General features: G+C 62.2%; 19 protein-coding genes. 5 read left to right on the forward strand and 14 right to left on the reverse strand.

Annotated features, from left to right (window positions below):
• Positions 1-87: 87 nt before the first annotated feature.
• The gene (locus CAQU_RS06065; protein WP_075726118.1) at positions 88-432 is read right to left on the reverse strand and encodes a hypothetical protein; all 345 of its coding nucleotides are present in this window, start codon (positions 430-432) and stop codon (positions 88-90) included.
• Between the two features lie 379 nt (positions 433-811).
• On the opposite strand from CAQU_RS06065, the gene CAQU_RS06070 reads away from it, so the two are divergent.
• Positions 812-1,213: an RNA polymerase-binding protein RbpA gene (locus CAQU_RS06070; RefSeq protein WP_075726120.1), complete on the forward strand. Its 402-nt coding sequence runs from the start codon at positions 812-814 to the stop codon at positions 1,211-1,213.
• Between the two features lie 168 nt (positions 1,214-1,381).
• Here the strand turns inward: CAQU_RS06070 and CAQU_RS06075 are convergent, their stop codons facing one another.
• The 5 genes from CAQU_RS06075 to cobN all read right to left on the reverse strand — a co-directional run bounded on the left by CAQU_RS06075 (position 1,382) and on the right by cobN (position 8,814).
• On the reverse strand, positions 1,382-1,996 hold the full coding sequence (locus CAQU_RS06075; protein WP_075726122.1) for a GNAT family N-acetyltransferase: 615 nt from the start codon (positions 1,994-1,996) through the stop codon (positions 1,382-1,384).
• Between the two features lie 205 nt (positions 1,997-2,201).
• Positions 2,202-2,987: a polyprenol monophosphomannose synthase gene (locus CAQU_RS06080; RefSeq protein WP_075726124.1), complete on the reverse strand. Its 786-nt coding sequence runs from the start codon at positions 2,985-2,987 to the stop codon at positions 2,202-2,204.
• 55 nt (positions 2,988-3,042) lie between these two features.
• Positions 3,043-4,593: an apolipoprotein N-acyltransferase gene (gene lnt / locus CAQU_RS06085; protein ID WP_075726126.1), complete on the reverse strand. Its 1,551-nt coding sequence runs from the start codon at positions 4,591-4,593 to the stop codon at positions 3,043-3,045.
• Entirely contained in the window at positions 4,593-5,126 is a 534-nt protein-coding gene (locus tag CAQU_RS06090; protein ID WP_075726128.1) for an FxsA family protein, read from the reverse strand. The genes lnt and CAQU_RS06090 overlap by 1 nt, the downstream gene beginning before the upstream one ends.
• 70 nt (positions 5,127-5,196) lie before the next feature.
• Positions 5,197-8,814 (reverse strand): cobaltochelatase subunit CobN, encoded by a 3,618-nt coding sequence (gene cobN, locus CAQU_RS06095; protein ID WP_075726130.1) that lies wholly within the window; start codon positions 8,812-8,814, stop codon positions 5,197-5,199.
• A gap of 533 nt (positions 8,815-9,347) precedes the next feature.
• Here cobN and CAQU_RS06100 point away from each other — a divergent pair.
• From CAQU_RS06100 to CAQU_RS06115, 4 genes are all read left to right on the forward strand, one after another.
• Entirely contained in the window at positions 9,348-10,718 is a 1,371-nt protein-coding gene (locus tag CAQU_RS06100) for a precorrin-3B synthase (RefSeq protein WP_157108929.1), read from the forward strand.
• A gap of 53 nt (positions 10,719-10,771) precedes the next feature.
• Positions 10,772-11,419 carry a precorrin-8X methylmutase gene (locus CAQU_RS06105; protein ID WP_075726132.1) on the forward strand — a complete coding sequence of 216 codons (648 nt, stop codon included), beginning with the start codon at positions 10,772-10,774 and terminating at the stop codon, positions 11,417-11,419.
• Positions 11,416-12,987 (forward strand): precorrin-3B C(17)-methyltransferase, encoded by a 1,572-nt coding sequence (gene cobJ, locus CAQU_RS06110; RefSeq protein WP_075726134.1) that lies wholly within the window; start codon positions 11,416-11,418, stop codon positions 12,985-12,987. The genes CAQU_RS06105 and cobJ overlap by 4 nt, the downstream gene beginning before the upstream one ends.
• A gap of 171 nt (positions 12,988-13,158) precedes the next feature.
• On the forward strand, positions 13,159-13,578 hold the full coding sequence (locus CAQU_RS06115) for a hypothetical protein (protein ID WP_075726136.1): 420 nt from the start codon (positions 13,159-13,161) through the stop codon (positions 13,576-13,578).
• Positions 13,579-13,680: 102 nt separating this feature from the next.
• On the opposite strand, the gene CAQU_RS06120 is transcribed toward CAQU_RS06115, so the two are convergent.
• From CAQU_RS06120 to tatA, 8 genes are all read right to left on the reverse strand, one after another.
• A complete protein-coding gene (locus tag CAQU_RS06120) occupies positions 13,681-14,418 on the reverse strand; it encodes a cobalt-precorrin-6A reductase (RefSeq protein ID WP_075726138.1) in 738 nt (245 codons plus the stop codon).
• Positions 14,406-15,182, reverse strand: a complete 777-nt coding sequence (gene cobM / locus CAQU_RS06125) for a precorrin-4 C(11)-methyltransferase (protein WP_075726140.1) — start codon at positions 15,180-15,182, stop codon at positions 14,406-14,408. The genes CAQU_RS06120 and cobM overlap by 13 nt, the downstream gene beginning before the upstream one ends.
• Positions 15,183-15,363: 181 nt before the next feature.
• Complete coding sequence (cbiE, locus tag CAQU_RS06130) at positions 15,364-16,659, reverse strand: precorrin-6y C5,15-methyltransferase (decarboxylating) subunit CbiE (protein ID WP_075726142.1); 1,296 nt, start codon at positions 16,657-16,659, stop codon at positions 15,364-15,366.
• 45 nt (positions 16,660-16,704) lie between these two features.
• A complete protein-coding gene (locus CAQU_RS06135) occupies positions 16,705-17,490 on the reverse strand; it encodes an SDR family NAD(P)-dependent oxidoreductase (RefSeq protein WP_075726144.1) in 786 nt (261 codons plus the stop codon).
• 82 nt (positions 17,491-17,572) lie between these two features.
• Entirely contained in the window at positions 17,573-18,694 is a 1,122-nt protein-coding gene (locus CAQU_RS06140) for a M24 family metallopeptidase (RefSeq protein WP_075726146.1), read from the reverse strand.
• Between the two features lie 89 nt (positions 18,695-18,783).
• The gene (locus CAQU_RS06145; RefSeq protein WP_075728459.1) at positions 18,784-21,708 is read right to left on the reverse strand and encodes a DEAD/DEAH box helicase; all 2,925 of its coding nucleotides are present in this window, start codon (positions 21,706-21,708) and stop codon (positions 18,784-18,786) included.
• 207 nt (positions 21,709-21,915) lie between these two features.
• Positions 21,916-23,034: a twin-arginine translocase subunit TatC gene (gene tatC, locus CAQU_RS06150; protein WP_075726148.1), complete on the reverse strand. Its 1,119-nt coding sequence runs from the start codon at positions 23,032-23,034 to the stop codon at positions 21,916-21,918.
• 149 nt (positions 23,035-23,183) lie between these two features.
• Positions 23,184-23,492, reverse strand: coding sequence for a Sec-independent protein translocase subunit TatA (gene tatA, locus CAQU_RS06155; RefSeq protein WP_075726150.1), 309 nt, complete (start codon positions 23,490-23,492; stop codon positions 23,184-23,186).
• Positions 23,493-23,548: the final 56 nt, after the last annotated feature.

Consider the following 23,548-nt stretch of genomic DNA (forward strand, 5'->3'; position numbering starts at 1 on the left):
CTCAGCCCACCAGCCCCAATTTAAAAGCTTGTGGCCGGCCCCTTCTCCCCTGCTGGGCTAGTGCGCAACAGATAGTGTGGGCGGTCGTCATTCGCGAATGCGGAGTTGTTCAACATTTTTGGCCAGGTCAACCAGCTCATTGCATAGCTGGCGGATATCGCGCGGGTCTTCATGTTCTTCAACCGCGGTAGCGATATCTTCCGCCGAACACCGCAACTCAAAGAGCTTGTCGATTAATTCCTCGGCGCGATCCGGATGCAAAATCACCGCGTTGTGCGGAATCGAAGTGCCCTTGACGTTATTGCGCTGCTCGTAGGCGCGTTGGCGACACGATTGGCTGCAATACTTCTTCGGCCGGCCGCGAGTGCTTGCCTCAAGCTCTCGTCCGCACCACGAACACGCCGGTGGTTTTAGCTTCCCTTGTGCTTTCACAGTTGCTCACCTTATGCCCGTAAACCTCAGCCATGCAAAGCCCACCTTGTGCAGGCTGTGGATAGCTCACCGGTATGTGGAGGCTTGGAATCGTCGAAGATGCGAGTCTGTTCTTATTCTTTGGCCGAAGACGGAATACGCTTGGGTGGGTGAAAACTCCCCTCAACGTCTCGCGCCTGCAAGTTTTGGCTATACTGGTGGTTCTGTGTCGTGCCACACCCGGCTTTTCCCTGAGGTGGCTATGTGTCCGAGCGCCGAGAAAAGGCGATACACGGTGTAAAACCTGCTTTTCGGAAACATTTTTCCCATCTTGAGCGTTGGGACAGTTGTGGGTGGCACAACCCAAAGACTTTTGTCGATTGTGAAGGATTGATGCGTAATGGCAGATCGCGTTCTCCGTGGTAGCCGCATGGGTGCGGTCAGCTACGAGACTGATCGTGACCACGACCTGGCTCCCCGCCAGATGGTCAAGTACAAGACGGATGCCGGCGACGTGTTCGAAGTTCCCTTCGCCGATGACGCCGAGGTGCCCAACACCTGGCAGTGCAAAAACGGCCAAATGGGCACCCTGATGGAAGGCGAAGGGCTGGAAGCCAAGCCGGCTAAGCCTCCGCGGACCCACTGGGACATGCTCTGTGAGCGACGCTCCATGGAAGAACTCGATGTGTTGCTCGAAGAGCGCATCGAGATCCTGCGCAAGCGTCGCCGCAACGCCGCGCGCCTGCTCAAGCAGCAGGAAGAAGAAGCCGCAGCTGCCGCAGCAGCCGAGGCGGCGAAATAAACTCCCGCGGGTGAACACGCCACACCCGAGACCATAAAAAACCTCAACGGCCCCGCTGATGCGCATAAGCGTCAGCGGGGCCGTTGGCGTGGAATCTAGCAAGCCTAAATCGCGCAGCCCATAAAGTAACCCCACCCAAGGAAAACAATCCGTGGTGGGGGTGGGGTGCTACTCGCCTGCTCCGATGGTTGTGCTGTAGAGGAAGCAGCGAAAGCTGTGCGGTTTTCCTGCGTAGTTGAACTCCATGGTCTGCTCCCCCACCCGGTGAAAACCTTTACGGTTATAAAACTCAAAAGTGCAGCCCTCGTCGGTAAACAAATACAGGTGCTTGCCTTGAGCGACGGTGGCCACTTGCGACAACAACGCACTGCCGATGCCACGGACCCGATGCCGAGGATTAGCCGACAGCAAAAGGATTTCCCCATCGGTGCCGTGCTGGCGCTGATACTGCTCCAACAGCTGGGCATTGGTGCGGGCATAGGCGGCAATACCGTCTTCTTTTTTCTCCAGCTGGTGTACGACTGCGCTCAACGCCCGCGCCCACAGCGGCATCCCCTGCGGCTTGTGGCCGTCTAGACGCAACAACACCAGCCCCGCAAACTCACCATCGTCATAGGCTGCAAAAACATGGGTTGCCTGGGCGAGTTCCTCATAGAAGAAACTGCGGGCATGCAGCCGACGAATCAGCGGATTCGCGATGTATTTTTCGAGATGCATCTCCTTTTCGATGGTCTCGATGATGACTGCATGATCTGAGCGCTGCAATGGTGCAAAACTAACCATGGTGTTAAAACCGATCCTCTACGTCGTAGCGCCTGGCGCAGTACAGCCCGCTGGGCAGAGATTTTAGTTGCGGGAGTCCTGGCGCGGGCGGCTTGCCGGGGGCTGGCACGTGCCACACTCCGGCACAAGGGGTGGTGGATAAACAAAACCGGCTGCGGGGCCTGTTGAAAGGTTCCGCAGCCGATCGTTGAAGCCCTAGCGTGGGCTACTTACGGCGCTTGTCCACCTCGTGCTTGACGAGCTTTTTGGTTTCTTTGAAGAATTCCTTCGCCTGCTCGCTGCGGTGGGCGAAGCCCCACTTGGTGACCTCGGCGAGGGAGGAACCCACGAAGCTGCCATCGAGCTTGGATTCGCCGATCTCACGCTCGGTGAAGGTGATCGGAACCTCTCGCACATCGTAGCCTTCGCGCACGGCGCGCCAGGCCAGGTCGACCTGGAAGATGTAGCCGGCGTTGGACAGCTCATCCAGGTCGAGTGCCTCGATGACCTCGCGGCGGTACGCGCGGTAACCGGCGGTCATATCGGACAGGCCGGCACCCAGTGCCAAGCTGATGTACAGGTTGCCGCCACGGGAGAGCACATACCGCTTTTTCGGCCAGTTCACCACCTTGCCGCCGGGCACATAGCGGGAACCGATGACCAGATCGGCACCATCGTCGATGGCTTTGAGCAGGGTGTGAAGCTGCTCCGGGGCGTGGGACCCATCGGCATCCATCTCGCACATCACGGCGTAGTTGTGCTCAAGGCCCCAGCGGAAACCGGCAACATAGGCGCCGCACAGGCCGCCTTTGCCTTCGCGGTGGATGACGTGCAGCTGCTCGTCCTCACTGGCCATGGTGTCGGCAAGGTCGCCCGTGCCGTCGGGGCTGTTGTCGTCAACAATGAGAACATCAACCTCGGGGGCTGCCTGGCGGATACGGCCAACGATGAGCGGAAGGTTGTCCAGCTCGTTGTAGGTCGGGATGATAACCAGCGTGGGTGTGGCGGTCATAGCAAGCCTTTTTCAATCATCGAGGGTCTTTGTACACAGGTGGCTGCGGCTGAGCCTAAGCTGCGTTCGGGTTCCGGCGCAGTCGCTTTCCCCGCGTCGCATACAGCGCCGCGAGAGCACACAGAGAACCTATGATATCGAACCCGGCAGCAATTACTGAACCAGCCCTGGAAGCAATGGTGCGACTGTCTTTGAGCGGCAGCTCGTCTTCCAGCACCGCCGGGGTGAAAATCTTCGATTGCTGAAGCACTCGCCCTTCTGGGCTCACCAGGGCGGACACCCCGGAGGTCGCCGCCACCACGACCGCACGATCCATCTCTATGGCCCGCATCCGGCTCATTGCCAACTGCTGGTAGGTCATGTCGGTGAAACCGAAGGTCGCGTTGTTGGTGGGGGTGGTCAGAATTTGGGCGCCGTGGGCGATGGCATCCTGGGCGGAGGCATCAAAAGCGACCTCGTAGCAGGTGGAAATACCTACCGGAATCTCCCGGCCTGAGATCGCGGCTTTCATGTGCACCACACCGGTACCGTCACCGGGTTGAAAATTACCGGCCTGGTCGACCAGCGGGCTAAAACGGCGGAAGAAGTCCCGCATCGGCATGTACTCGCCGAAAGGCTGCAAGAACTTCTTGTGGTGGTGCTCCCCTACCGATGCGTCGGGGTTGATCACCACCATGGTGTTGCGATCCCCAACGGCGTCTTCGGTGATGGTGCCCACCAAAATGGGGGCGCGGGCAACACTTGCTGCGTGGTTGACCAAAATTCGGGCCTGCTCGTCGCGGAAAGGGTTCACATCGGAGGAATTTTCCGGCCAGATAACAATGTCGGCTTGGCGGGGGATGTTTTGGGTTTCTCGCACATGATTGGCCAGTACCGCGCGGCGCTGCGCGTTGAAATCCAATCCCATCCGGGGCACATTGCCCTGGACCGCGGCGACGGTGACTTCACCGATGGGCGCGGCTGTCGGCAGATGGGCGACCATCGCGGTGGCCGCGACGGGCACCGCCAACACCAGCGCTGCCCTGATCCGTTTGCTGAAAACCGCGATGACGGCTGCTGCCACCATCATCGTCGCTAGCGTCACGATGGTGGGCCCGGCGATGCGCGCCAGGATCGCCAGTGGCCCATCGACTTGGCCCCAGGCGATCCGGCCCCAGGCGAATCCCCCAAACGGCCAGGTCGATCGGAGCCATTCCACCGCGACTGCGATGAAGGGGGCGGCGTAAAGGCCCCATTTCAGGCGCAGGGCGCGGGCGGCCAGTAGTCCGAAGCCCATGCTGTAGAGAGCCTCGGTGATCGCCAGGGCGATGTAGGGCATGTTGCCGACGAATTCTCCGATCCAGGGCAACAGCAGCAGGTAGAGGGCTAGGCCGTGGGCCAGGCCGATCAGTAGAGACTGCCCGTAGCCCACGGAGTGTTGGCGCCACGGGGCGAGTGCGAACAGCCCCACCGCGCAGCCGGCGATGCCGAGCCACCACAAACCGAAGGGCTCGTAGGAGAAATACACCAGGGCGCCGCCGGCGGCTGCCAGTCCGAGGCGTGCAAGCAGAACCCACCACCGGCCGGCGGTGGTGGGCGAGGCTAGTTCCGGTGCCACAGCGGTCATTATTTGTGTCCGCGTTCGTCGCGCGGGTGATCTTCGAAGTCTTGGGGATCGACGTTTTTCGACCAGGTTTCAATGTCCTCGTCGGAGGGTTGCGGCTGCTGCTGTGGTTGCTCGTCGACGACGAAGCTGCCGTAGTTGGCGCGGGTGCCGTAGGAGGCCGCGGTTTCGTAGGCGTGGGTGCCGAACACTTCGATGCGTTGGCGGATTTTGCGGGCCATGATTTTGCGGACGATTGAGCGGGTGGGCCCGAAAATGAGCAGCAGACCGCCGATGGTGGTGATGAAGCCGGGGAGGGCAACCCCCATGGAGCCTGCCGCGATGAGCCCCAGATCGCCCATGGCGGTGCCTGGGGCGCGTTGGCCGTGGGCGGCCATGGTGGCGATGCGGCGCATTTCGATGGCTGCGATGAGCAGGCCGAAAAAGAAGCACAGCAGCAAAGCGAGGAGCGCCCACCCGGTGCCGATGAGTTTCGACACCAGGTAGAAGGCGAGGGCTTCGGCGAGAATGTAGGGAATTGCGATTGCTATAGGCACCCCACCACTGTAGACAATTTATGCCCGTTTTTTGCTGTGTGAAACGGGGTGGTGGGGTGTGTGGGGTGGGTTAGCGGTCTTCGAGTTTTCCTTCCGCTTCGAGGTAGGTGTTGCGCAGCAGTTCCAGTGCCTGGTCGCTGGGCTTTTCCCACAGGCCGCGTTCGGCGGCTTCGAGGAGGCGTTCGGAGATGTCTTTAAGCGCCCAGGGGTTGGACTTTTCGAAGAATTCCCGGTTGGTGGGATCACCGACGTAGGTGTCGGTGAGTTTTTCGTACATCCAGTCGTCCATCAGCCCGGTGGTGGCGTCGTAGCCGAATAGGTAGTCGACGGTGGCGGACATTTCGAAGGCGCCTTTGTAGCCGTGGTTGCGCATCGCTTCGATCCAGCGGGGGTTGACGACGCGGGCGCGGAAGACGCGGCGGGATTCTTCGTGGAGGGTGCGGGTTTTGACGGTTTCCTGGCGGGTGCTGTCGCCGATGTAGGCTTCCGGGTCTTTGCCGGTCAGGGCGCGGACGGTGGCGATCATGCCGCCGTGGTACTGGAAGTAGTCGTCGGAGTCGGCGATGTCGTGTTCTTGGGAGTCGACGTTTTTGGCGGCCACGGTGATGCGCTTGTAGGCGGTGCGCATTTGTTCTTCGGCTTTGACGCCGTTGAGGCCGCGGCCGTAGGTGTATCCGCCCCAGGTGGTGTAGACCTCGGCGAGGTCGGCGTCGTCGCGCCAGTTGCCGGATTCGATCAGTTCGAGCAGGCCGGCGCCGTAGGTGCCGGGTTTGGAGCCGAAGATGCGGGGGGTGTGGGTGTCGATGGTGCCGTCGTCGTGGGCGTGGGCGCGCACGTAGTTGTGTTCTGCGGGTTCGTCGAGGTTGGCGACCATTTGGACGGCGTCGTCGAGCAGGGCGAGAACGTGGGGGAAGGCGTCGCGGAAGAAGCCGGAGATGCGGACGGTGGTGTCGATGCGGGGGCGGCCGAGTTCTTCCAGCGGGATGACGGTTAGTTCGGTAACACGGCGGGAGGCTTCGTCCCAGACGGGGCGCACCCCGAGCAGGGCGAAGACTTCGGCGATGTCGTCGCCGCTGGTGCGCATGGCGGAGGTGCCCCATACGGAGATGCCGACGCTGCGGGGGTATTCGCCGTCGTGGTCGGCTTGGTAGCGCTCAATGAGGGAGTCGGCGAGCAGCTGGCCGGTTTCCCAGGCCAGGCGGCTGGGCAGCGATTTGGGGTCGACGGAGTAGAAGTTGCGGCCGGTGGGCAGCACGTTGATCAGGCCGCGCATGGGGGATCCGGAGGGGCCGGCTTCGATGAAGCGGCCGTCGAGGGCGCGCAGGATTTGGGTGATTTCCCGGCCGGTGCCGGCCAGCCGCGGCACGATTTCCTTGGCGGCGAATCGCAGGATGGCTGCGACTTCGTCGGGGTTGGTGCTGTCGGGCAGTTCGCCGGCGGCGAGTGCTTCGGCGACGATGCGTTCGGCTTGTTGGGCGTCCCAGCCGCAGGCGTCGAGGCGTTCGATGATGCCGCGGGCTGCTTGTTCGGCGGCGTCGACGGCGGCGCGGGTTTCGTCGCCGGCTTCGGACAGTCCGAGGGCTTCGCGCAGCCCGACGACGGCTTGTTCGCCGCCCCAGAGCTGGCGGGCGCGCAGCATAGCTAGGACCAGGTCGATGCGCATCTCCCCTTCGACGGGTTCGCCGAGAATGTGCAGGCCGCCGCGGATGGCGACGTCTTTGATTTCGCACAGCCAGCCGTCGATGTGCATCAGCATGTCGTCGAAGACTTCTTCGTCGGGGCGTTGTTCCCAGCCGAGGTCTTGGTCCATCTTCGCGGCGGTCAGCAGCGTCCAGATTTCCTGGCGGATGGCCGGCAGTTTCGCCGGATCCATGGCGGAGATGTTTTGGTGCTCGTCGAGCAGCTGCTCGAGGCGGGTGATGTCGCCGTAGGATTCGGCGCGCGCCATCGGCGGGATCATGTGGTCGACGAGGGTGGCGTGTGCGCGGCGTTTCGCCTGGGTGCCTTCGCCGGGGTCGTTGACCAGGAAGGGGTAGATCAGGGGCATGTCGGCGATGGCTTGGTCGGTGTAGCAGTCGGCGGACATGCCGACGGTTTTACCGGGCAGCCATTCCATGTTGCCGTGTTTGCCCATGTGGACGATGGCGTCGGCGCGGAAGATTTCCCGCAGCCAGAAGTAGGTGCCCAGGTAGTGGTGGTTGGCCGGCAGGTCGGGGTCGTGGTAGATGCCGACCGGGTTGTCGCCGAAGCCACGCGGGGGCTGCACCATCACCACCACGTTGCCGAAGGTGAGGCCGGCAACATAGATTTCCTGGGTTTCAGGGTTGACGTAGTGGGTGCCGGGGGCCTGCCCCCAGTGCTCCTGCATTTCTTCCTGCATGGTTTCGGGCAGGGTGGCGAAATAGCGCAGGTAGTCGTCTTTGGACAGTTTCAGGGGGTTGTTGTCCAACACCTCCTGGGTGAGCCATTCGGGGTCGTGGCCGCCGGCGTCGATGATGGCGTGCATGAGGGCGTCGCCGTCGAAGTCGTCGTAGCCGGGAATGCGGGAGGTATCACCCAGGTCGTAGCCGGCGTCGGCCATGGCGTGCAGCACCCGCAGCGTGGACAGCGGGGTGTCCAGCCCGACGGCGTTTCCGATGCGGGCGTGCTTGGTGGGGTACGCCGACAACATGACCACAATCTTTTTGTCCTGATTGTTCAGGTGGCGCAGCCGGGCGTGGCGGGCGGCAATACCCGCCAGGCGCTGGCAGCGTTCCGCATCCGGCACGTAGGCGAAAAGCCCGTCGGCGTCGTATTCCTTGAAGCTGAATGGAACAGAGATCACGCGCCCGTCGAACTCCGGCACCGCCACCTGGGTGGCCACATCCAGCGGTGTCAGCCCGTCGTCGTTGGCCTCCCAATCAGCCCGGGAGCTGGTCAGCGCCAAACCCTGAATGATGGGGATATCCAAGGCGGCCAGCGCCGCCACATCCCACGCCTCATCGTCGCCACCGCCGGAGGCGGTTGCCGGCTTAGTGCCACCGGCAGCCAGCACCGTGGTGATGGCGACATCGACCTCAGCCAGCTCGTCAAGCAGCTCCTGCGGGGCCTGACGCAAAGACGCCGCAAACATCGGCACCGGGCGCACCCCGTGGGCCTCCAAGGCGTCGGCCAACGCGTGCACATAGCCGACGTTGCCGGCCAGGTGCTGGGCGCGGTAGTACATGATCGCCACCTTCGGGGCGTCCGCGGGAAGATCCGCTCCCCGATCGCTGCGGTCCAGATGCCCCCAGAACGGCATCTTCTTCGGCGGTGCAAAACCAAACCCAGTCAACAGCACGGTGTCGGACAAAAAGTGGTGCATCTGCACCAGGTTTTCCGCCCCGCCCTCAGCCAGGTAGGTGTGGGTAGTGGTGACCACGCCCGCCGGAACCGTGGACAGATCCGTCAGCTCCGCGTCAACGGCCAACTCGCCGGACACAAACACCACCGGCTTGCCGGAAGCCACCAAAAAATCCACTCCCTGCTCCCACGCGCGACGCCCACCCAGCAGGCGCACCACCACCACATCGGCAGCCTCGGTATGCTCCGCGAGCATCTCCATGCTCATCCCATTGGGGTTGGCGTAGGAGTACTCCACATCCGCCGCCTCACAGGCGGCTTTAGCGGACAACAAGTCAGTATCGGAAGTGGTGAGAAGAAGAATCACGGGGACTCAACAAGCCTTTCTGGGGTAACGCGCCCCACGGACCCCCACCACCGCAGCCCAAAAACCGCAGGCAACGATGACGGTGGCCAACAATGACGCCAAAGCAACAACACATGGTCACATGCCCTTGGCCTCCCGCAGGGGAAGGTCTGGCTCCACCACCGCGCTCACACGCGGCCCCCACAACACAAGGGCCCACGCAACGCGGGGTGACACAGTGGCGCGACCGCCCCGGAATCTCACCGGGTTCTCCCCCACCTCGCCACAACCCCACCACCAGGCGGCGCTATGGCGTCAGGGCGCGAACAAGCCAAGGACACACATGTAGGGACAACCTTACCTGTATCGGTGGCCACAAACGGGCACTATCCCACCGCAATCTTCCAGCCCCACCCACACCCCAGCGGCCAAGCACACCACCCACACCCCCGCCAACCAGCTAAAGGCTGCCTGAGCAAGGTTTGCACCAGGCACCTTCAAACAGCAACAACCAAGATGAAAACACCATCAGCACCGGCGTAACCTCGACAGACATGAACGCAACACCCAAGGATGACCCCACCGCACACGGCACCCCAGGCGCGGCTGTAAACACAGCAAACACAGACACGGCCACAGCCACAGCCAACGGAAGCCTAGACACCTGCACCATCCTCGGCGACCGCAGCCGCGGCGACGGCTGCCCCGGCGCGATCCGGATGCACAAAGCCAGCGATGGGTATATCGGCCGGGTGCGTTTTCCGGGCGGTTTTCTCACCGCATCCGACTGGGAAAAGCTCGCCGCCACCGCCGCCACCTTTGGCGATGGGGATATTCACATGACCACCCGCGGCAACGTGCAAATCCGGGGGGTGCGCGACCAAGAAGGCTTAAGCGCGCACCTGGCTGGGTTGGGGTGGATTCCCAGCCCGGACCACGACAAGATGCGCAACATTATTACCGAGCCGCTCGACCCGGCCTGGGCGCCGTGGGCACGGCGGCTGGACGAAAAACTTCGGGCACAGCCCGCCGTAGCACCCCTGTCGGGGCGCACCCTGTTTGGGCTTGATGGTGGCTTCGGTCAGGTCACCCGCTTTGCGCCCGATTTTGGTCTGCAACGCGCAGCCGACTCAACCGGAGCGAACTCGTCTGCCCCCACCGGTGAACACGCAGTCCACCTGGTGCTGGCCGGTACGGTCTACCAGCCCACCGTCACCCTCGATGAGGCTCTCGACAGCATTGTTGCCATGGCCACCCTGTGGGCCGAGATTCGCGGCCCGCACTGGCGCGTCAAAGAACACCCCGACGCCCACCCGGAGCTACTTGCCGCCGCGGGACTCAAACACGCCACCCCACTGAACCCCACCGCGCCGGGGCATAACCGCCGCCCCGTCGGATGGTTTTCTGCCCACACCACCGAACAAAACAGCCAGGAAGACACCCCACAGGAAGACACCCCGACGGTGAGCCTCGGCATCGGGGTGCCCTTCGGGCGGATCAGCAACGAACAAGCACAACTACTAGCCGCCATCGGCCACGACACCACCGTCAGCCCCTGGCCGACCATCACCATCCACGCCCTCACCGAAGGCGAAGCCGAAGCCATCGTCAAAGTCATGGCGCCCCGCGGATTTGTCTTCCACGACGACAGCCCCCAACTGCGCATCACCGCCTGCACCGGCCAGCCAGGCTGCGACAAATCCGCCACCGACGTCCGCGCCGACGCCCACCACCTCATGAACCACCCCCACCTGATCACCGCCCACGCCGCCGACGCCTACGGTGACAGCCAACTACCCCAGCCCGAGGACAACAACCTCCTCATCCACTTCTCCGGCTGCCAACGCCGCTGCGGGCACCCCGGAGCCACCCACCTCGACTACACCGCCACCGCCGACGGCGAATACACCACCACCGTCCGCTAAGCACCCCCACCTCAACACCAGCCCACACCCCGCCCAGGACTACTGTTAAACCCATGCACGACTACATCACCGACGGGGCGGAAATCTACCGCCAATCCTTCGCCATGATCCGCGAAGAATCCGACCTCACACGCTTCGATGATGAACAAGCCCAAGTCGCCGTCCGCATGATCCACGCCGCCGGCCAAACCGACCTCGCGCACGACATCGAATTCTCCACCAACCTGGTCCCCGCAGCACGCACCGCACTGCGCAACGGCGCCCCCATCCTCACCGATGTCAACATGGTCGCCAGCGGAGTCACCCGCAAACGACTCCCCGCCAACAACGACATCATCTGCCTGCTCAAAGACCCCCGCACACCAGAACTAGCCAAACAACTCGGCACCACCCGCTCCGCCGCCGCCACCGAACTATGGGCAGAACACCTCGACGGCGCCATCGTCGCCATCGGCAACGCCCCCACCGCCCTGTTCCACCTACTCAACAACCTCGCCGAACACCCCACCATGCCGCGACCCGCAGCCATCATCGGCATCCCCGTCGGCTTCATCGGCGCCGCCGAATCAAAAACGGCCCTCTCCGACGTAGCCCAAGACCTCGGCGTCGAATTCGTCACCGTCCACGGACGCCGCGGCGGCAGCGCCATCACCTGCGCCGCCATCAACGCCCTCGCCACAGAAAAGGAAATCCTGCCGTGACCCACACCCCACCGACCGCAGGAACCCTCATCGGCGTCGGCGTCGGACCCGGCGACCCCAACCTACTCACCATCGCCGCCGTCAACGCCATCAAAAACGCCGACGTCATCGCCTACCACAGCAAACCCGGCGGACAATCCTCCGCCCGCGCAGCCGCCGCCCCCTACATACCCGCCGGCGCCATCGAAGAACACCTCGAATACCCCGTCACCACCGGCACCACCAACCACCCCGGCGGCTACGCAGGAGCACTCGCAGACTTCTACGCCACCGCCACCCACACCCTGGCCGCCCACCTCAACCAAGGTCGCACCGTCGCCGTCCTCGCCCTCGGCGACCCCATGCTCTACTCCTCATACCAACACCTGCACCGGGCACTCAAAGACCACGCCGCCCACGCCCACATCATCCCCGGCGTATCCGCCATGACCGCAGCCGGCGACGTCGCCGAAACCCCCCTAGCCGAAGACGACGACATCCTCACCATCCTCTCCGGCACCCTCAACGAGCAACAACTCACCAACGCCCTAGCCGCCACCGACAGCGCCGTCATCATGAAACTCGGCCGCACCTTCCCCACCGTCCTGCGCGCCCTCGCCGCCGCCGGACTGACCGAACGCGCACAACTCGTCGCCCGCGTCGGCATGGACGGACAAAGCGTCACCCCCGTCACGGAAGTCGACCCCACCAACGTCCCCTACTTCAGCGTCATCACCGTCAGCTCCCCCACCGCCACCACCCGCAGCCACAACGGCTACGCGGCCATCGACACCCACGTCACCACCACAGACACAACCCCCGAACACCACACCGAGCACACCACAACCGGCGAAGTCGTCGTCCTCGGACTCGGCCCCGGCGCCCACCGCTGGACCACCCCAGAAGTCACCGCCGAACTCGCCCACGCCACCGACATCATCGGCTACACCACCTACGTCAACCGCGTCCCCCTGCGCCCCGGCCAACGCCGCCACCCCAGCGACAACAAAGTCGAAGCAGAACGCGGCCTGATGGCACTCGATCTGGCGCGCCGAGGCAAACGCGTCGCGGTGGTCTCCTCCGGCGACCCGGGCGTGTTCGCCATGGCGGCAGCGGTGCTGGAAGTCGCCGACGAAAACAACATGACCGACATCCCCGTCCGCATCATCCCGGGCATGACCGCCGCCCAAGCAGTCGCCTCCCGGGTCGGCGCACCACTGGGCCACGACTTCGGCATGATCTCGCTATCCAACCGGCTCAAGCCCTGGGACATCGTCGAACAACGCATCCGGGCACTCGCCGGCGCCGACATGGCATTCGCCTGCTACAACCCCGCCTCCAAACAACGCCGCGACCAAGTCGCGTGGCTGCGCGACATCGTGCTGGAATACCAAGCGCCCGACACCCCCGTCATCGTCGCCCGCGCCGTGGGCAGTGAGCAGGAGAACGTAACGATTACGACCCTTGCAGCGTTTGACCCTGATGTAGTCGATATGCGGACGATGGTGATCATCGGAGCATCCACCACGAAAATCTACGACACCGACTTCGGCCCCCGGGTCTACACCTCCCGCCGATACCAAGGCTAAACGTGACATATGTCCGCCAGGTCGTAGATTTGCTCCACTGATTGCTACTCTTGACGAGTCTTCATATCGCACGCTGCTCCGTGAAAAGGTCGCAGCTTGTCCCCTGTTGGGTAAAACCTGGTTTTGCCGATTTCCCCATCGAGTTCACTTTAAGGAGTTGACCCCGCTCTCATGCGCATCAACAACACCAAGGCAGCTGTCGTCGCTGGCCTCACCGCCGTTTCCCTTTCCCTCGGTGCTGTCGCCCCCGTTCAGGCTGCCCCCAAGCCCGACTCGAAGGTTTCTCTGCCGAGTTCCTCCAACAGCAAAAACAAAAAGGGCAAGGCCGAAGGCTCCTCCGTTGACGAATTCACCAGCGGCCTGAGCAGCGACTCCAAGACCAGCAAGTCCAAGAAGACCTCCGCCAAAGACGGCGGCTACGAACAGCTGTCCGCCAAGGTCGGCCTCGACGGCGTGCAGGCCTGGTACAACAACTCCAACGAAACCGGCCAAACCATCTTGAAGATTGTCGGCGCCATCGCCCTGCTTGAAGTCGTCGGCTTCCTGTTCGGCCCCATCCGCTCCTTCATCTTCAACACCTTCCACGTCTAAAACACGGCAGGGCTTGAAAACATTCAAGGCCATCTTCGCCACGCAACCGCGCGTGACGAAGATGGCCTTCAGCGTTGTTTCTGCCTGCCCCGGCAGGGAACCTTATAACTTGTCGATAGCCTCCAGCGCCTCCGCCGGGGTCGACACCACCGTGATGCGACTGCCCCCGGGCAGCGTCGGCCGATTCACCATCACCACATCAATACCCAACGCCCGGGCAGCATCCAGCTTCGGTCTGGTCATCTCCCCACCCGAATCCTTGGTGACCAGACAATCAATCTGATTGCCCCGCATCAGCCGCTTCTCCTCATCGACACTAAACGGCCCCCGCGAATAAATCAGCCGATGCCGAGCAGGAAGCTCCACCCGCGGCGGATCCACACAACGGATCACATACAAATTGTGCTCATCAGCAGCAAAAGGCGCCAACTGCTGGCGGCCAATCGTCAAAAAAATGTGGTGATAGTCCCGCGCCACACGCTGCGCCGCCTCCTGCATGGAATCCACCCGAATCCACTTATCCCCCGGCCCCTCAGACCAGCCCGGCCTGTGCAAAGCAATCAACGGCACCCCCACCGCACGCGTCGCCTCCGCAGCGGAAACACTAATCCGCTCCGCAAATGGGTGCGTGGCATCAATCACCACCTCAATCGCCTCATCAATCAGATACCGGGCAAGCCCAGCCGGGCCGCCAAAACCCCCAATACGCACCTCCCCCACAGGAAGCTTCGGGTTTTTTACCCGCCCAGCCAAAGAACTGGTCACCCGCCACCCAGCATCCTTCAACAACTGCGCCACCTGACGGGCATGCGCAGTACCACCCAAAATCAGTGCACGCACGGCAACGTCCTTCCGTGCTCATCACGCGGGCGATCATCCGAATACAAGAAACTATCCGGAAAACCATCAGCCCCCAACGCCGGGCCCACCACAATGATGGCCGTGCGCACAATACCCGCCTCCTTCGTGCGGTGAGCGATATCAGCCAACTGGCCGCGCACAATCACCTCCTGCGGACGCGACGCATACGCCACCACCGCGGCCGGGCAGTGCTGCCCATAAGCCTCAACCAATTCGCCCACCACCCGATCAATATCATGCGCCGCCAAATGAATACACAAAGTCGCTGAACCAGACGCCGACAACGTCTGCAAATCCTCCCCCTCCGGCATCGCCGAAGCGCGCCCCGACACTCGGGTCAAAATCACCGTCTGCGCCACCGTCGGAACAGTCAACTCATGCCCCAACACCGCCGCAGCCGCCGCAAACGACGGCACCCCCGGCACAATCTCATAATCAATCCCCAGCGCCGTCAACCGGCGCGCCTGCTCAGCAACCGCCGAAAACACCGCCGGATCCCCAGACTGCAAACGGGCAACATCCTTACCCTGCGCATGGGCACTTGCAATAGTCTCCACAATGGTGTCCAACGGCATCCGGGCAGTATTAATCACCTCCGCACCTTCCGGACACAACGCCAACACATCGTCAGCAACAATACTGCCCGCATACATACACACCTGCGCGCGCTCAATGATGCGAGCAGCACGCACCGTCAACAAATCAGCAGCACCAGGGCCTGCACCAATAAAAAACACAGTCATGGTTAAGGAAAAACCCCTTTACAAAAAATCAAGAAAACACCGGCGCACACGAGCGCCACAACGAAACAACACACCCAGGCATCACAACGCCACCTGCGCAAGAAACGATGACACCAACTCTAAGTTAGGACACAACACAGCTGACACAACAACCCGCCCGGACCTATGTAGCACGCCACTTTTAAGAATCCCGCTCAGGGCGCGGTTTACGCACCCGCCACTGAGTCACCGGCAACGCCGGACGCATCGTCGTAAACGACCCCACCGCATGCTCCTGATACACCTCAATACGACGCAACTGCCCCCCATACGCCAACCGCAACGTCGCCAAACGCTGCTCACTTTCCAGCGTCACCGCATTAGCCACCAGTAGCCCACCTTCAACAAGGTGCTCCCAGGCCGACTCGAACACATTGTCAGCAGTCAAACCGCCACCAATGAACACAATGTCAGGACGCCGCACAGCCGCCTCCGCCGCCAAAGCCTCCGGAGCCGCACCCGCAACCTTTAAACGCGGGGTACCCAAACGCGAAGCATTAAACCGAATCCTCTCACCACGCACAGGATCCTTCTCAAAACACGTAGCGGAAGCGCTCGGAACCGCCCGCAGCACTTCAATGCCAATCGACCCCGAGCCGCCACCAATATCCCACAAATGGCACCCCGCATGCGGTTGCAAAGCACACACCGTCCACGCCCGAACATCCTGCTTCGTCAGCTGGCCATCATTGTCATACGCCTCATCATCCAACCCCGGAAGCAACGACCGGTACGGACCATGCGGCACGACAGCAATCACATTCAACGCACTCAGCGTCTGCGGAGGAGATGCAGCCGTCCCCTTCGCCACCACCTCACTTGGAGAGCCCAAATCACTCAACAACCACACATCGGCCTCCGCATGCCCCAAAGCACACAACAAAGCCCACACCTCATCCGGCGTCTGACGATCACGACCCAACACCACAAAAGGATGCCCCGACTCAACAGCCGGAATAATGCTCGCCACCGGCTGGGTAACACAACTGAGCGCCTGCGTCTCGTTCAACGCCCACCCCAACCGGGCACACGCCAAAGACACACTGGACGCAGACGGCCACACCCGCACCCGCTTTGGGCCAAACTCCCGAATCAACGTGGTACCAATGCCATGAAACATCGGATCACCCGAACCCAACACCACCACCGTCTGCCCCGCCAAACGCTCGAAAGTGGAATGCAAATTCGGCATCAAAGGACGCGGATAAGGCACCCGCTGCGCGGCCACATCCTCAGGCAACAAATCCAACTGCCGAGTCGACCCCATCACCGCATCCGCATCACGAATCAACGCCTGCGCACTCGCCCCCAACTCCGCAAAACCACCCGCACCAATGCCAATAACATCAATCACCGAATCCGAATGACGGTGCCTACCGCCACGGTTCGGACTGGAATCAACATCATTGGAACGGCCGTCGCCGGCGGGGATAGTCATACAAGAAAGTATAACCGGGGCGCCACACCAGCCCGAGACACCAAATCAGCGCGGCATCCGCCGCCACACACCACGCGGAACCACCGCCATCACATAAGCCAACCACCGCAACGCCGAAGGAATCCACAACGTGCCCCGCCGCCCGGAGGCAATAGCAGACACCACCGCATCCGCAACCTTATCGGGCGTCGTGCTCAACGGTGCAGGTTTCATCCCCGCCGTCATGGAACCAATCACAAACCCCGGGCGGGCAATGATCAGCTGCACCGCAGTGGAATGCAAACGATCCACCAATCCCTGACACAACGCGTCCACACCAGCCTTGGTCGACCCATACACAAAGTTTGCGCGCCTAGCCCGGAACCCAGCGATCGAAGAAAACGCAACAAGTGTGGCGGGTGTCTTTTGTTCGCTCAGCACCTTCGCAGACGCCATGATCGCGGCAACCTGGGCCGCATAATCCACCTCAGCGATCTGGTAGGCGTGGAAAGGATCATCTTCGGCGTCGTGCTGCGAGCCGAGAATGCCGAAAGCCACCACGATGCAGCTAATGAGACCCTGGTTGGCGGCATGACGAATCACGTGCACGATGCTGTCGATGTCTGTGGCCTCAAAAGCCACGATCTCCACGCTGCTAGCACCTGATGCCCGCAACTGCTCGGCGCGCTGTTGAGCAGCTTCAGGCCGGCGGGCGGCAAGAATTATGTGGCGGTTGGCGCACAGCAAGGTGGCGATTTCTCCGCCAATGTCGCTGGTCGCGCCCAAGATGAGGACGCTGCCCTCCCCCAGCCCGTTTTTGGACGTGTGATTGTTGCGGCGAGGAAAAATCATGACAGACTCCGTTGGCGTGAAATCTTTGGCTTATGCTGCGCCCCAGCGCTGGAGATGAACAACTGGGGCGGTGGAAAATTTTTTAGGACGCGTCTTCCGGGCTCGCGTCCAGGGTGCGGGGGCGTGAGTTCAGGCGACGAACTCCGTCTTCGGTGACCACAACGATGTCTTCGATGCGTGCACCACCGAGTTCGGAGATATAGATTCCCGGCTCGATGGAAAACGCCATGCCTGGCTCGAGAACCCGGTCGTTACCTGCAGCGATCGCGGGTTCTTCATGGGTGGACAGGCCAATGCCATGGCCGGTGCGGTGGAAGAAAAATTCTCCATACCCGGCCTCGGTGATGATGTCTCGGGCTGCGGCATCCACACTGCCGGCGGTGACCCCGGGTCGCGCTTGGGCCAGCGCGGCCCGCTGCGCCTGAGACAAAACGTCGTAGGCTGCTGCAAGGCGTTCATCGAGTTCGCCACCGGGGACGACGTAAGTGCGGGTGCAGTCGGAGCAATACCCCGACGGCATGGTGCCTCCGATGTCGACCACCACCATCTCGCCGGCGGCGAGAACACGATCCGAGTAATCATGGTGCGGCAGCGCACCATTGGGGCCCGAGCCAACGATGATGAAGTCGACGCTTGTGTGACGTTCGAGGATCAGGCGCTCAAGATCAGCTGCTACTTCCCTTTCCGTGCGGCCGGCGCGGAGCAACTCCGGAACCTGGGCGTGGACGGCATCAATGGCTTCGCCAGCTTCTGCCAGCGCTGCGATTTCGGCCTCATCCTTACAGGCCAGCAACTCCCCGAGAGCTTCTTCCGCCAGCAGCATGTCGGTTCCCACCACTTTTTGCAGGCGCAGAACGTGATCGGCGGTCAGTGCGGAACCGACGACGATGGGGCCGTCGGATTCAGCGCCACTAAGCGCCTCAGCTACCAGTGCGTAAGGGCTGGACCCGTCGGGCCAAGCCTTTTGCGTCAGGCCAAGACCCGGGTCGATGGTGGGCACATCGACCGCCGGCGAAATCAGGGTGGGTTCCCCGCCAAGAACCAGCGCGGTGAGCCGCTCGTGGGAGTCGATTTCCAGCCCGGTGAAGTATTTCATCAGCATGCCGGTAGGCACGACGAGTCCGCCGGTGCCGAGTTCCGCGCACAGCTTCTCGGCCTGGCGCATGCGGGCGACATAGACATCAGTTGCAAAAGTCTCACTCATACCGCCACACACTACGCTGCTCGCCTGGCGTGTTTCAGGACTGGGCAACCCGTGGCGGTGTGGCCTGCGCAAATGGTGATTGTGTGGGTCTACATTCCGAGCGCGACGACTCCACGGCGGATAGCTTCGCGGGCTTGGCGCGCCGAACGGCGAATCTCGTCGGTATACCCGGTGTCGGAGACCTGGTCGAGTGCGTCGACCACCTGCCGGCACTGGCGCACAAAATCACCCGGGGTCATTTGGGCACCCATCTGGTTGGCGGCTGCTAGCGCGTAACCTAGCGGCGCGCCGGCAGTCCACTGGTGGATTGCCAGCGCGAAACCCGGATCGGGGGCGGTGGTTGGATCCAGGTGTCGGCTGTTTTCTTCCCAGATCAGTTCCCGCCAAATATCGTGGGTGCGTCGCATTGCCTGGGCAAGGTTTTCCGTTGCCGCACACTGCTCGATGTCGTAGGACACCTCCTTTCGTGCTTCATAGGTGCACTGGGAGACCGCTGCCGCAAGCTCGGCTGGGTCAAGATCGTTGAAAATTCCGCGGCGCAAACACTGGGCGATGAGCAGATCGCTGGAGTTGTGGATGCGTGCTAGGCGTTCGCCTTCGTCGGTGGGCAGGTATACCCACTGGTCTTCATCGTGGTCTGCAGTAATGGTTTCAGCTGTCGTGCCGGACAGTGCGGCTTGTTGTTCGGCGCGCTGCTGTGCGTCTGCAATGGTGACTTTTTCGATGTAACCCAGGTGCTCGAGGAGGTCAACGATGTCGTCGAAGGTGCGTCCCAGGCTGTTTTGGGCGGAATCCATCTCGCGACGTAGAGCTTCCAGCTGTCCGACGGCTCGTTGGTAGTCGCGGGTTTTCGCGGCAAGCGCATCGGTATGCGGGTGGTTGTGCGCGGGGTGTTCGCGCATGGCGTTTCGGGTCTCTACGGCGCGGGCGCTGGGGCGAACCTTGACGGTGTTTTTCAACCGTCGGGGACGCTTGATATCCAGCCCACGCAACAGCTGGGCGGTTTTGCCGGCGTGTTTGCGGGGGTTTCTGGCGACGAAGGACGGCACCCGCAGGTCACCCAGGAACAGCGGAGGAATGGCCAAGTCTTCTGCGGAGATGCGGCCGCACCAGCCTTGTTCGGTGGTGATCGTGATGGTGGAACTGCCGCCGAACGCGGGTTCCATCACGCAAGCAATGATCGGGGATTTTTTGCCCGGCAACGCAATCACATCGCCGACACGGGCGCGTTTGAGTAACGCTTTGGTTTCTTTGCCGCGTTCGCTCAGGGCGCGTTTTTTGTCCGCTTTTTCGATCATCGACAGTTCTTGCCGCAACTGCAGATATTCAGCCAGGTCATTCACGCTGATGGGTGCGACGGGAGCGGAGGAATCCTGGTTAATTTCGTCCAGGGCCGTATCAAGCTGCTTTTTGAGCTGTTGCACCTTGGTGGCGAGGCGGGCTTCGTCGCGGGCGTGCGAGACCACGTCACCATCGAGTTGGAACTGCGCGAAGGAACGTTCAATCAGGCTGCGCCCCCGGGTGTATCCGATGGTGGCCAGCAGGTTGACGGTCATGTTGTAGCCGGGGCTAAACGTCGAGTCCAGGGGGTAGGTGCGGGTTGAGGCCAAGGAGGCGACGGCTACGGGATCCAGCCCGGGTTCCCACTGCACGACGGCGTGTCCGATGGTGTCGATTCCGCGGCGACCTGCGCGGCCGGTGAGCTGGGTGTACTGGCCGGGGGTGACATCGACAAATCCTTCGCCGTTGTATTTCACCAGTCGCTCGATCAGCACGGTGCGGGCGGGCATGTTGATGCCCAGTGCCAGGGTTTCAGTTGCAAAGACTGCCTTGACCAGTCCTTTGACGAATAGTTCTTCCACGATGTGGCGAAACGCCGGCAGCATACCGGCGTGGTGCGCGGCGAAGCCTCGCATGAGGTTGCTGCGCCACTGGCGGAAACCTAACACCTTGAGATCCTCATCGGGAATGCCTTCGACGCCGGCATCGATGATGGCGGCGATCTGCTGGCTTTCCTGCTGGGTGGTGAGGGTCAGTCGGCTGCGGGAGCATTGGATCAGGGCCTTGTCGCAACCTGAGCGGGAGAAGATGAAGAAGATGACCGGCAGCATCGAGTGGCTATCCAGCATTTCGATCACGTCGGTGCGTTTGATGGACGCAGCATATGCGCGGCCCCCGCCGGATCCACCACGAAAACCCCGGTCCCCGCCCTCGGCTGATCTCTCTGCCCGGCGCACCGCCTTATCAAGACGCGGGTTGAGCTGTGGTGCACTGTGTTGCGGGTCTAGTGTGGCGTCGGATTCCGATGCTGCTTGTGCAGCTTGGTTGTGGGCGCGGGCCATGTCGTCGATGGACAGGGGGCGCGACAGGCTGCGTTTGTCGGGATCTTTGTCGGCGGTGCTGTCCGAGGCGCGAATTAGTGGATTGTCTAGCTGATCGAACAGCGGGTAGAGCTGTCCTTTGACGATCATCCACTGCTCGAGCGGAATGGGTCGGTGATCGGTGACGACGACCTGGGTGTGGCCGCGCACGGTGGATAACCAGCGACCGAATTCTTCCGAGTTGCTCACGGTTGCGGACAGTCCGATGACTGCCACACTGTCGTCAAGGTTGAGGATGACTTCCTCCCAGACCGCGCCGCGGGATTTGTCGGCGAGGAAGTGGATTTCATCCATCACCACCGATTCCAGTCGGTTGAGTGCGGGGCTGGACGCGTAGATCATGTTGCGCAGCACTTCGGTGGTCATCACGACGATGTCGGCATCGCCGTTGATGGAGACATCGCCCGTTAATAGACCCACGCTGTCCTCGCCGTAGACGGCGACGAGATCGTGATACTTCTGATTGCTCAGCGCTTTAATAGGGGTGGTGTAAAAGCACTTGGCGCCGTGCTGCAATGCCTGGTAGACGGCGAATTCGCCGACAATGGTTTTACCGGCGCCGGTCGGTGCGCACACCAGCACGCCATCGCCCTCGGCGACGATATTGCATGCCGTGACCTGGAAAGGATCCATGGGAAACGACAGGCGGTCCGCGAATTGCGCCACCAATGGACTAGGGGTGGCTTCGGGTGTGGCGTTGTCGGCGGGTGCGGCATCGGCTGAACTCATGGGTTCCAAACTACCGGGATTTTCTCAAAAGCCCGCTATGCGGGGCGTGTGGGGCATAAAAGAAGACCTGCCCCGCTTGGTGCGGGGCAGGTCGTGGTGGGTGCTGAGGGTTTAAAGCACGTCGTCGAAGTCGCTTGTGGGGCGTTCGGCGAGATTACCGCGCTGTTCAGCGCCTTGCATGTTGGGCAGTCGCGGGTCGACGCGATTAACTCCGCCGGCGGTGGGGCGCTGGCTGGGGGTTACCGGTGACACCGGGGGCAGCGGTTCGGCCGCAATGGGGTCGGCGGGGTCGGCTCCTAGGGGGCTGGCTGCGCCGACGGGTGCAGGGGCTTCGATTCCTCCGGAGGCGCCGATTCCGCCGGCGGGGCTGATCGGCCCGGAGGCCTCATCGTCGTCGATGTCCATCCAGTCCGGGCGGTCCAGGTTGCGTCGTTTGTCGTTGAAGCGGCAGAACTGCAGCGACATTTCCACCAGGAAAGTCAACGCGAGCGCCAGCGCGGTCATGGAGTACGGGTCTTGGCCCGGGGTCATGAAGGCCGCGAAGACGAACACCAGCATGATGATGATGCGTCGCTTGCCTTTGATGGTGTCGTAGGTGAGGATGCCCAGGATGTTCAGGGTGGCGATGATCAGGGGAACTTCGAAGCTGACCCCGAAAATCAGCAGCAAGGAGAACAGGAAGTGGTAGTAGCGTTCACCGTTAAGTGCGGCGATCTGGGTGTTGTCACCCAGCGTCATCAGGAATTCCAGGCCAATGGACACCACGTAGTAGGCGAGGATGGCTCCGGCAACGAACAGGGCCACTGCCACAGAGATGAAAGCAAGGGCGCCGCGGCGCTCGTTTTTCAACAGGCCGGGGTTGATGAAGCCCCAGATTTGGGCCATCCAGAAGGGGCTCGTCAGCACAGCACCTGCCAGGGCGCCGACCTTGAGGCGCAGCATGAACATTTCGAACGGCGAGGTGGCCAGCAGGCGGCATTCGCCGTCGGCGGAGCTCATGATGCGTTTGCTCGGCGGGAGTTGGCAGTAGGGTTCGCGGAGCAGATCACCTAGGGTGGGCAGCCCAAAGAGGGAACGCTGGTACCAGATGTAGCCGACGACGGTGCCCACGGCGATGGCCAGCAGGCTGAGGATCAGTCGCCGTCGGAGCTCCTGGATGTGCTCGACGAGAGACATTGAGCCGTCGGCTGGGCGCTTGGTGCGCCGACGGCGTTTCGTGGTGGTGGACATGAGTGGAACTCACCTTTGCGTCGCAACGTCAGATAGCGGGGTGGCACCAAGTGCCGGAGGGGGTCCCGCTGACGAGAAAAGACAAACGCCGCAGCAGCATAAGATCCGCCAGGTGTGCTACCTGGTGGTTTGCCGTGCGGCGTGGAGCCCTAGTTGGAGGGCTGCTGGTATTGCTGCTGTTGCGGCTGTGCCGGCTGCTGGTACTGCTGGGTGGGCTGTTGTACCGGCTGCTGGACGGGTTGGGCAACCTGCTGCGGCTGGATCGGCTGCGGCTGGATTTGCTGCTGTGCCGGTGCCGGCAAGGCTTCGTCGTCCTTGCTCATTTCCTTGACCTCGGACTTGAAGATACGCATCGAGCGACCCAGGGAACGTGCGGCATCGGGTAGGCGGCGGGAGCCGAACAAGATGATGACGACGACGGCGATGATGATGAGCTCGGTGGGGCCCAGATTAGGCATTACTCGAACCTTTCGGTCGGGGTACGGCGCTTAGGTGGCTCGCGTGGTTTTGCGAG

It is taken from the genome of Corynebacterium aquilae DSM 44791, assembly GCF_001941445.1.
Taxonomy (GTDB): domain Bacteria; phylum Actinomycetota; class Actinomycetes; order Mycobacteriales; family Mycobacteriaceae; genus Corynebacterium; species Corynebacterium aquilae.

Excerpts from the sequence above, each read along its gene's own strand:
- CAQU_RS06135 (WP_075726144.1), bottom strand. The coding sequence starts at position 17,490 with ATGATTTTTCCTCGCCGCAACAATCACACGTCCAAAAACGGGCTGGGG.
- CAQU_RS06115 (WP_075726136.1), top strand. The coding sequence starts at position 13,159 with ATGCGCATCAACAACACCAAGGCAGCTGTCGTCGCTGGCCTCACCGCC.
- CAQU_RS06105 (WP_075726132.1), top strand. The coding sequence starts at position 10,772 with ATGCACGACTACATCACCGACGGGGCGGAAATCTACCGCCAATCCTTC.
- CAQU_RS06070 (WP_075726120.1), top strand. The coding sequence starts at position 812 with ATGGCAGATCGCGTTCTCCGTGGTAGCCGCATGGGTGCGGTCAGCTAC.
- lnt (WP_075726126.1), bottom strand. The coding sequence starts at position 4,593 with ATGACCGCTGTGGCACCGGAACTAGCCTCGCCCACCACCGCCGGCCGG.
- CAQU_RS06140 (WP_075726146.1), bottom strand. The coding sequence starts at position 18,694 with ATGAGTGAGACTTTTGCAACTGATGTCTATGTCGCCCGCATGCGCCAG.
- CAQU_RS06080 (WP_075726124.1), bottom strand. The coding sequence starts at position 2,987 with ATGACCGCCACACCCACGCTGGTTATCATCCCGACCTACAACGAGCTG.
- CAQU_RS06145 (WP_075728459.1), bottom strand. The coding sequence starts at position 21,708 with ATGGATCCTTTCCAGGTCACGGCATGCAATATCGTCGCCGAGGGCGAT.
- cbiE (WP_075726142.1), bottom strand. The coding sequence starts at position 16,659 with ATGACTATCCCCGCCGGCGACGGCCGTTCCAATGATGTTGATTCCAGT.
- tatA (WP_075726150.1), bottom strand. The coding sequence starts at position 23,492 with ATGCCTAATCTGGGCCCCACCGAGCTCATCATCATCGCCGTCGTCGTC.
- CAQU_RS06100 (WP_157108929.1), top strand. The coding sequence starts at position 9,348 with ATGAACGCAACACCCAAGGATGACCCCACCGCACACGGCACCCCAGGC.
- CAQU_RS06075 (WP_075726122.1), bottom strand. The coding sequence starts at position 1,996 with ATGGTTAGTTTTGCACCATTGCAGCGCTCAGATCATGCAGTCATCATC.
- tatC (WP_075726148.1), bottom strand. The coding sequence starts at position 23,034 with ATGTCCACCACCACGAAACGCCGTCGGCGCACCAAGCGCCCAGCCGAC.
- cobM (WP_075726140.1), bottom strand. The coding sequence starts at position 15,182 with ATGACTGTGTTTTTTATTGGTGCAGGCCCTGGTGCTGCTGATTTGTTG.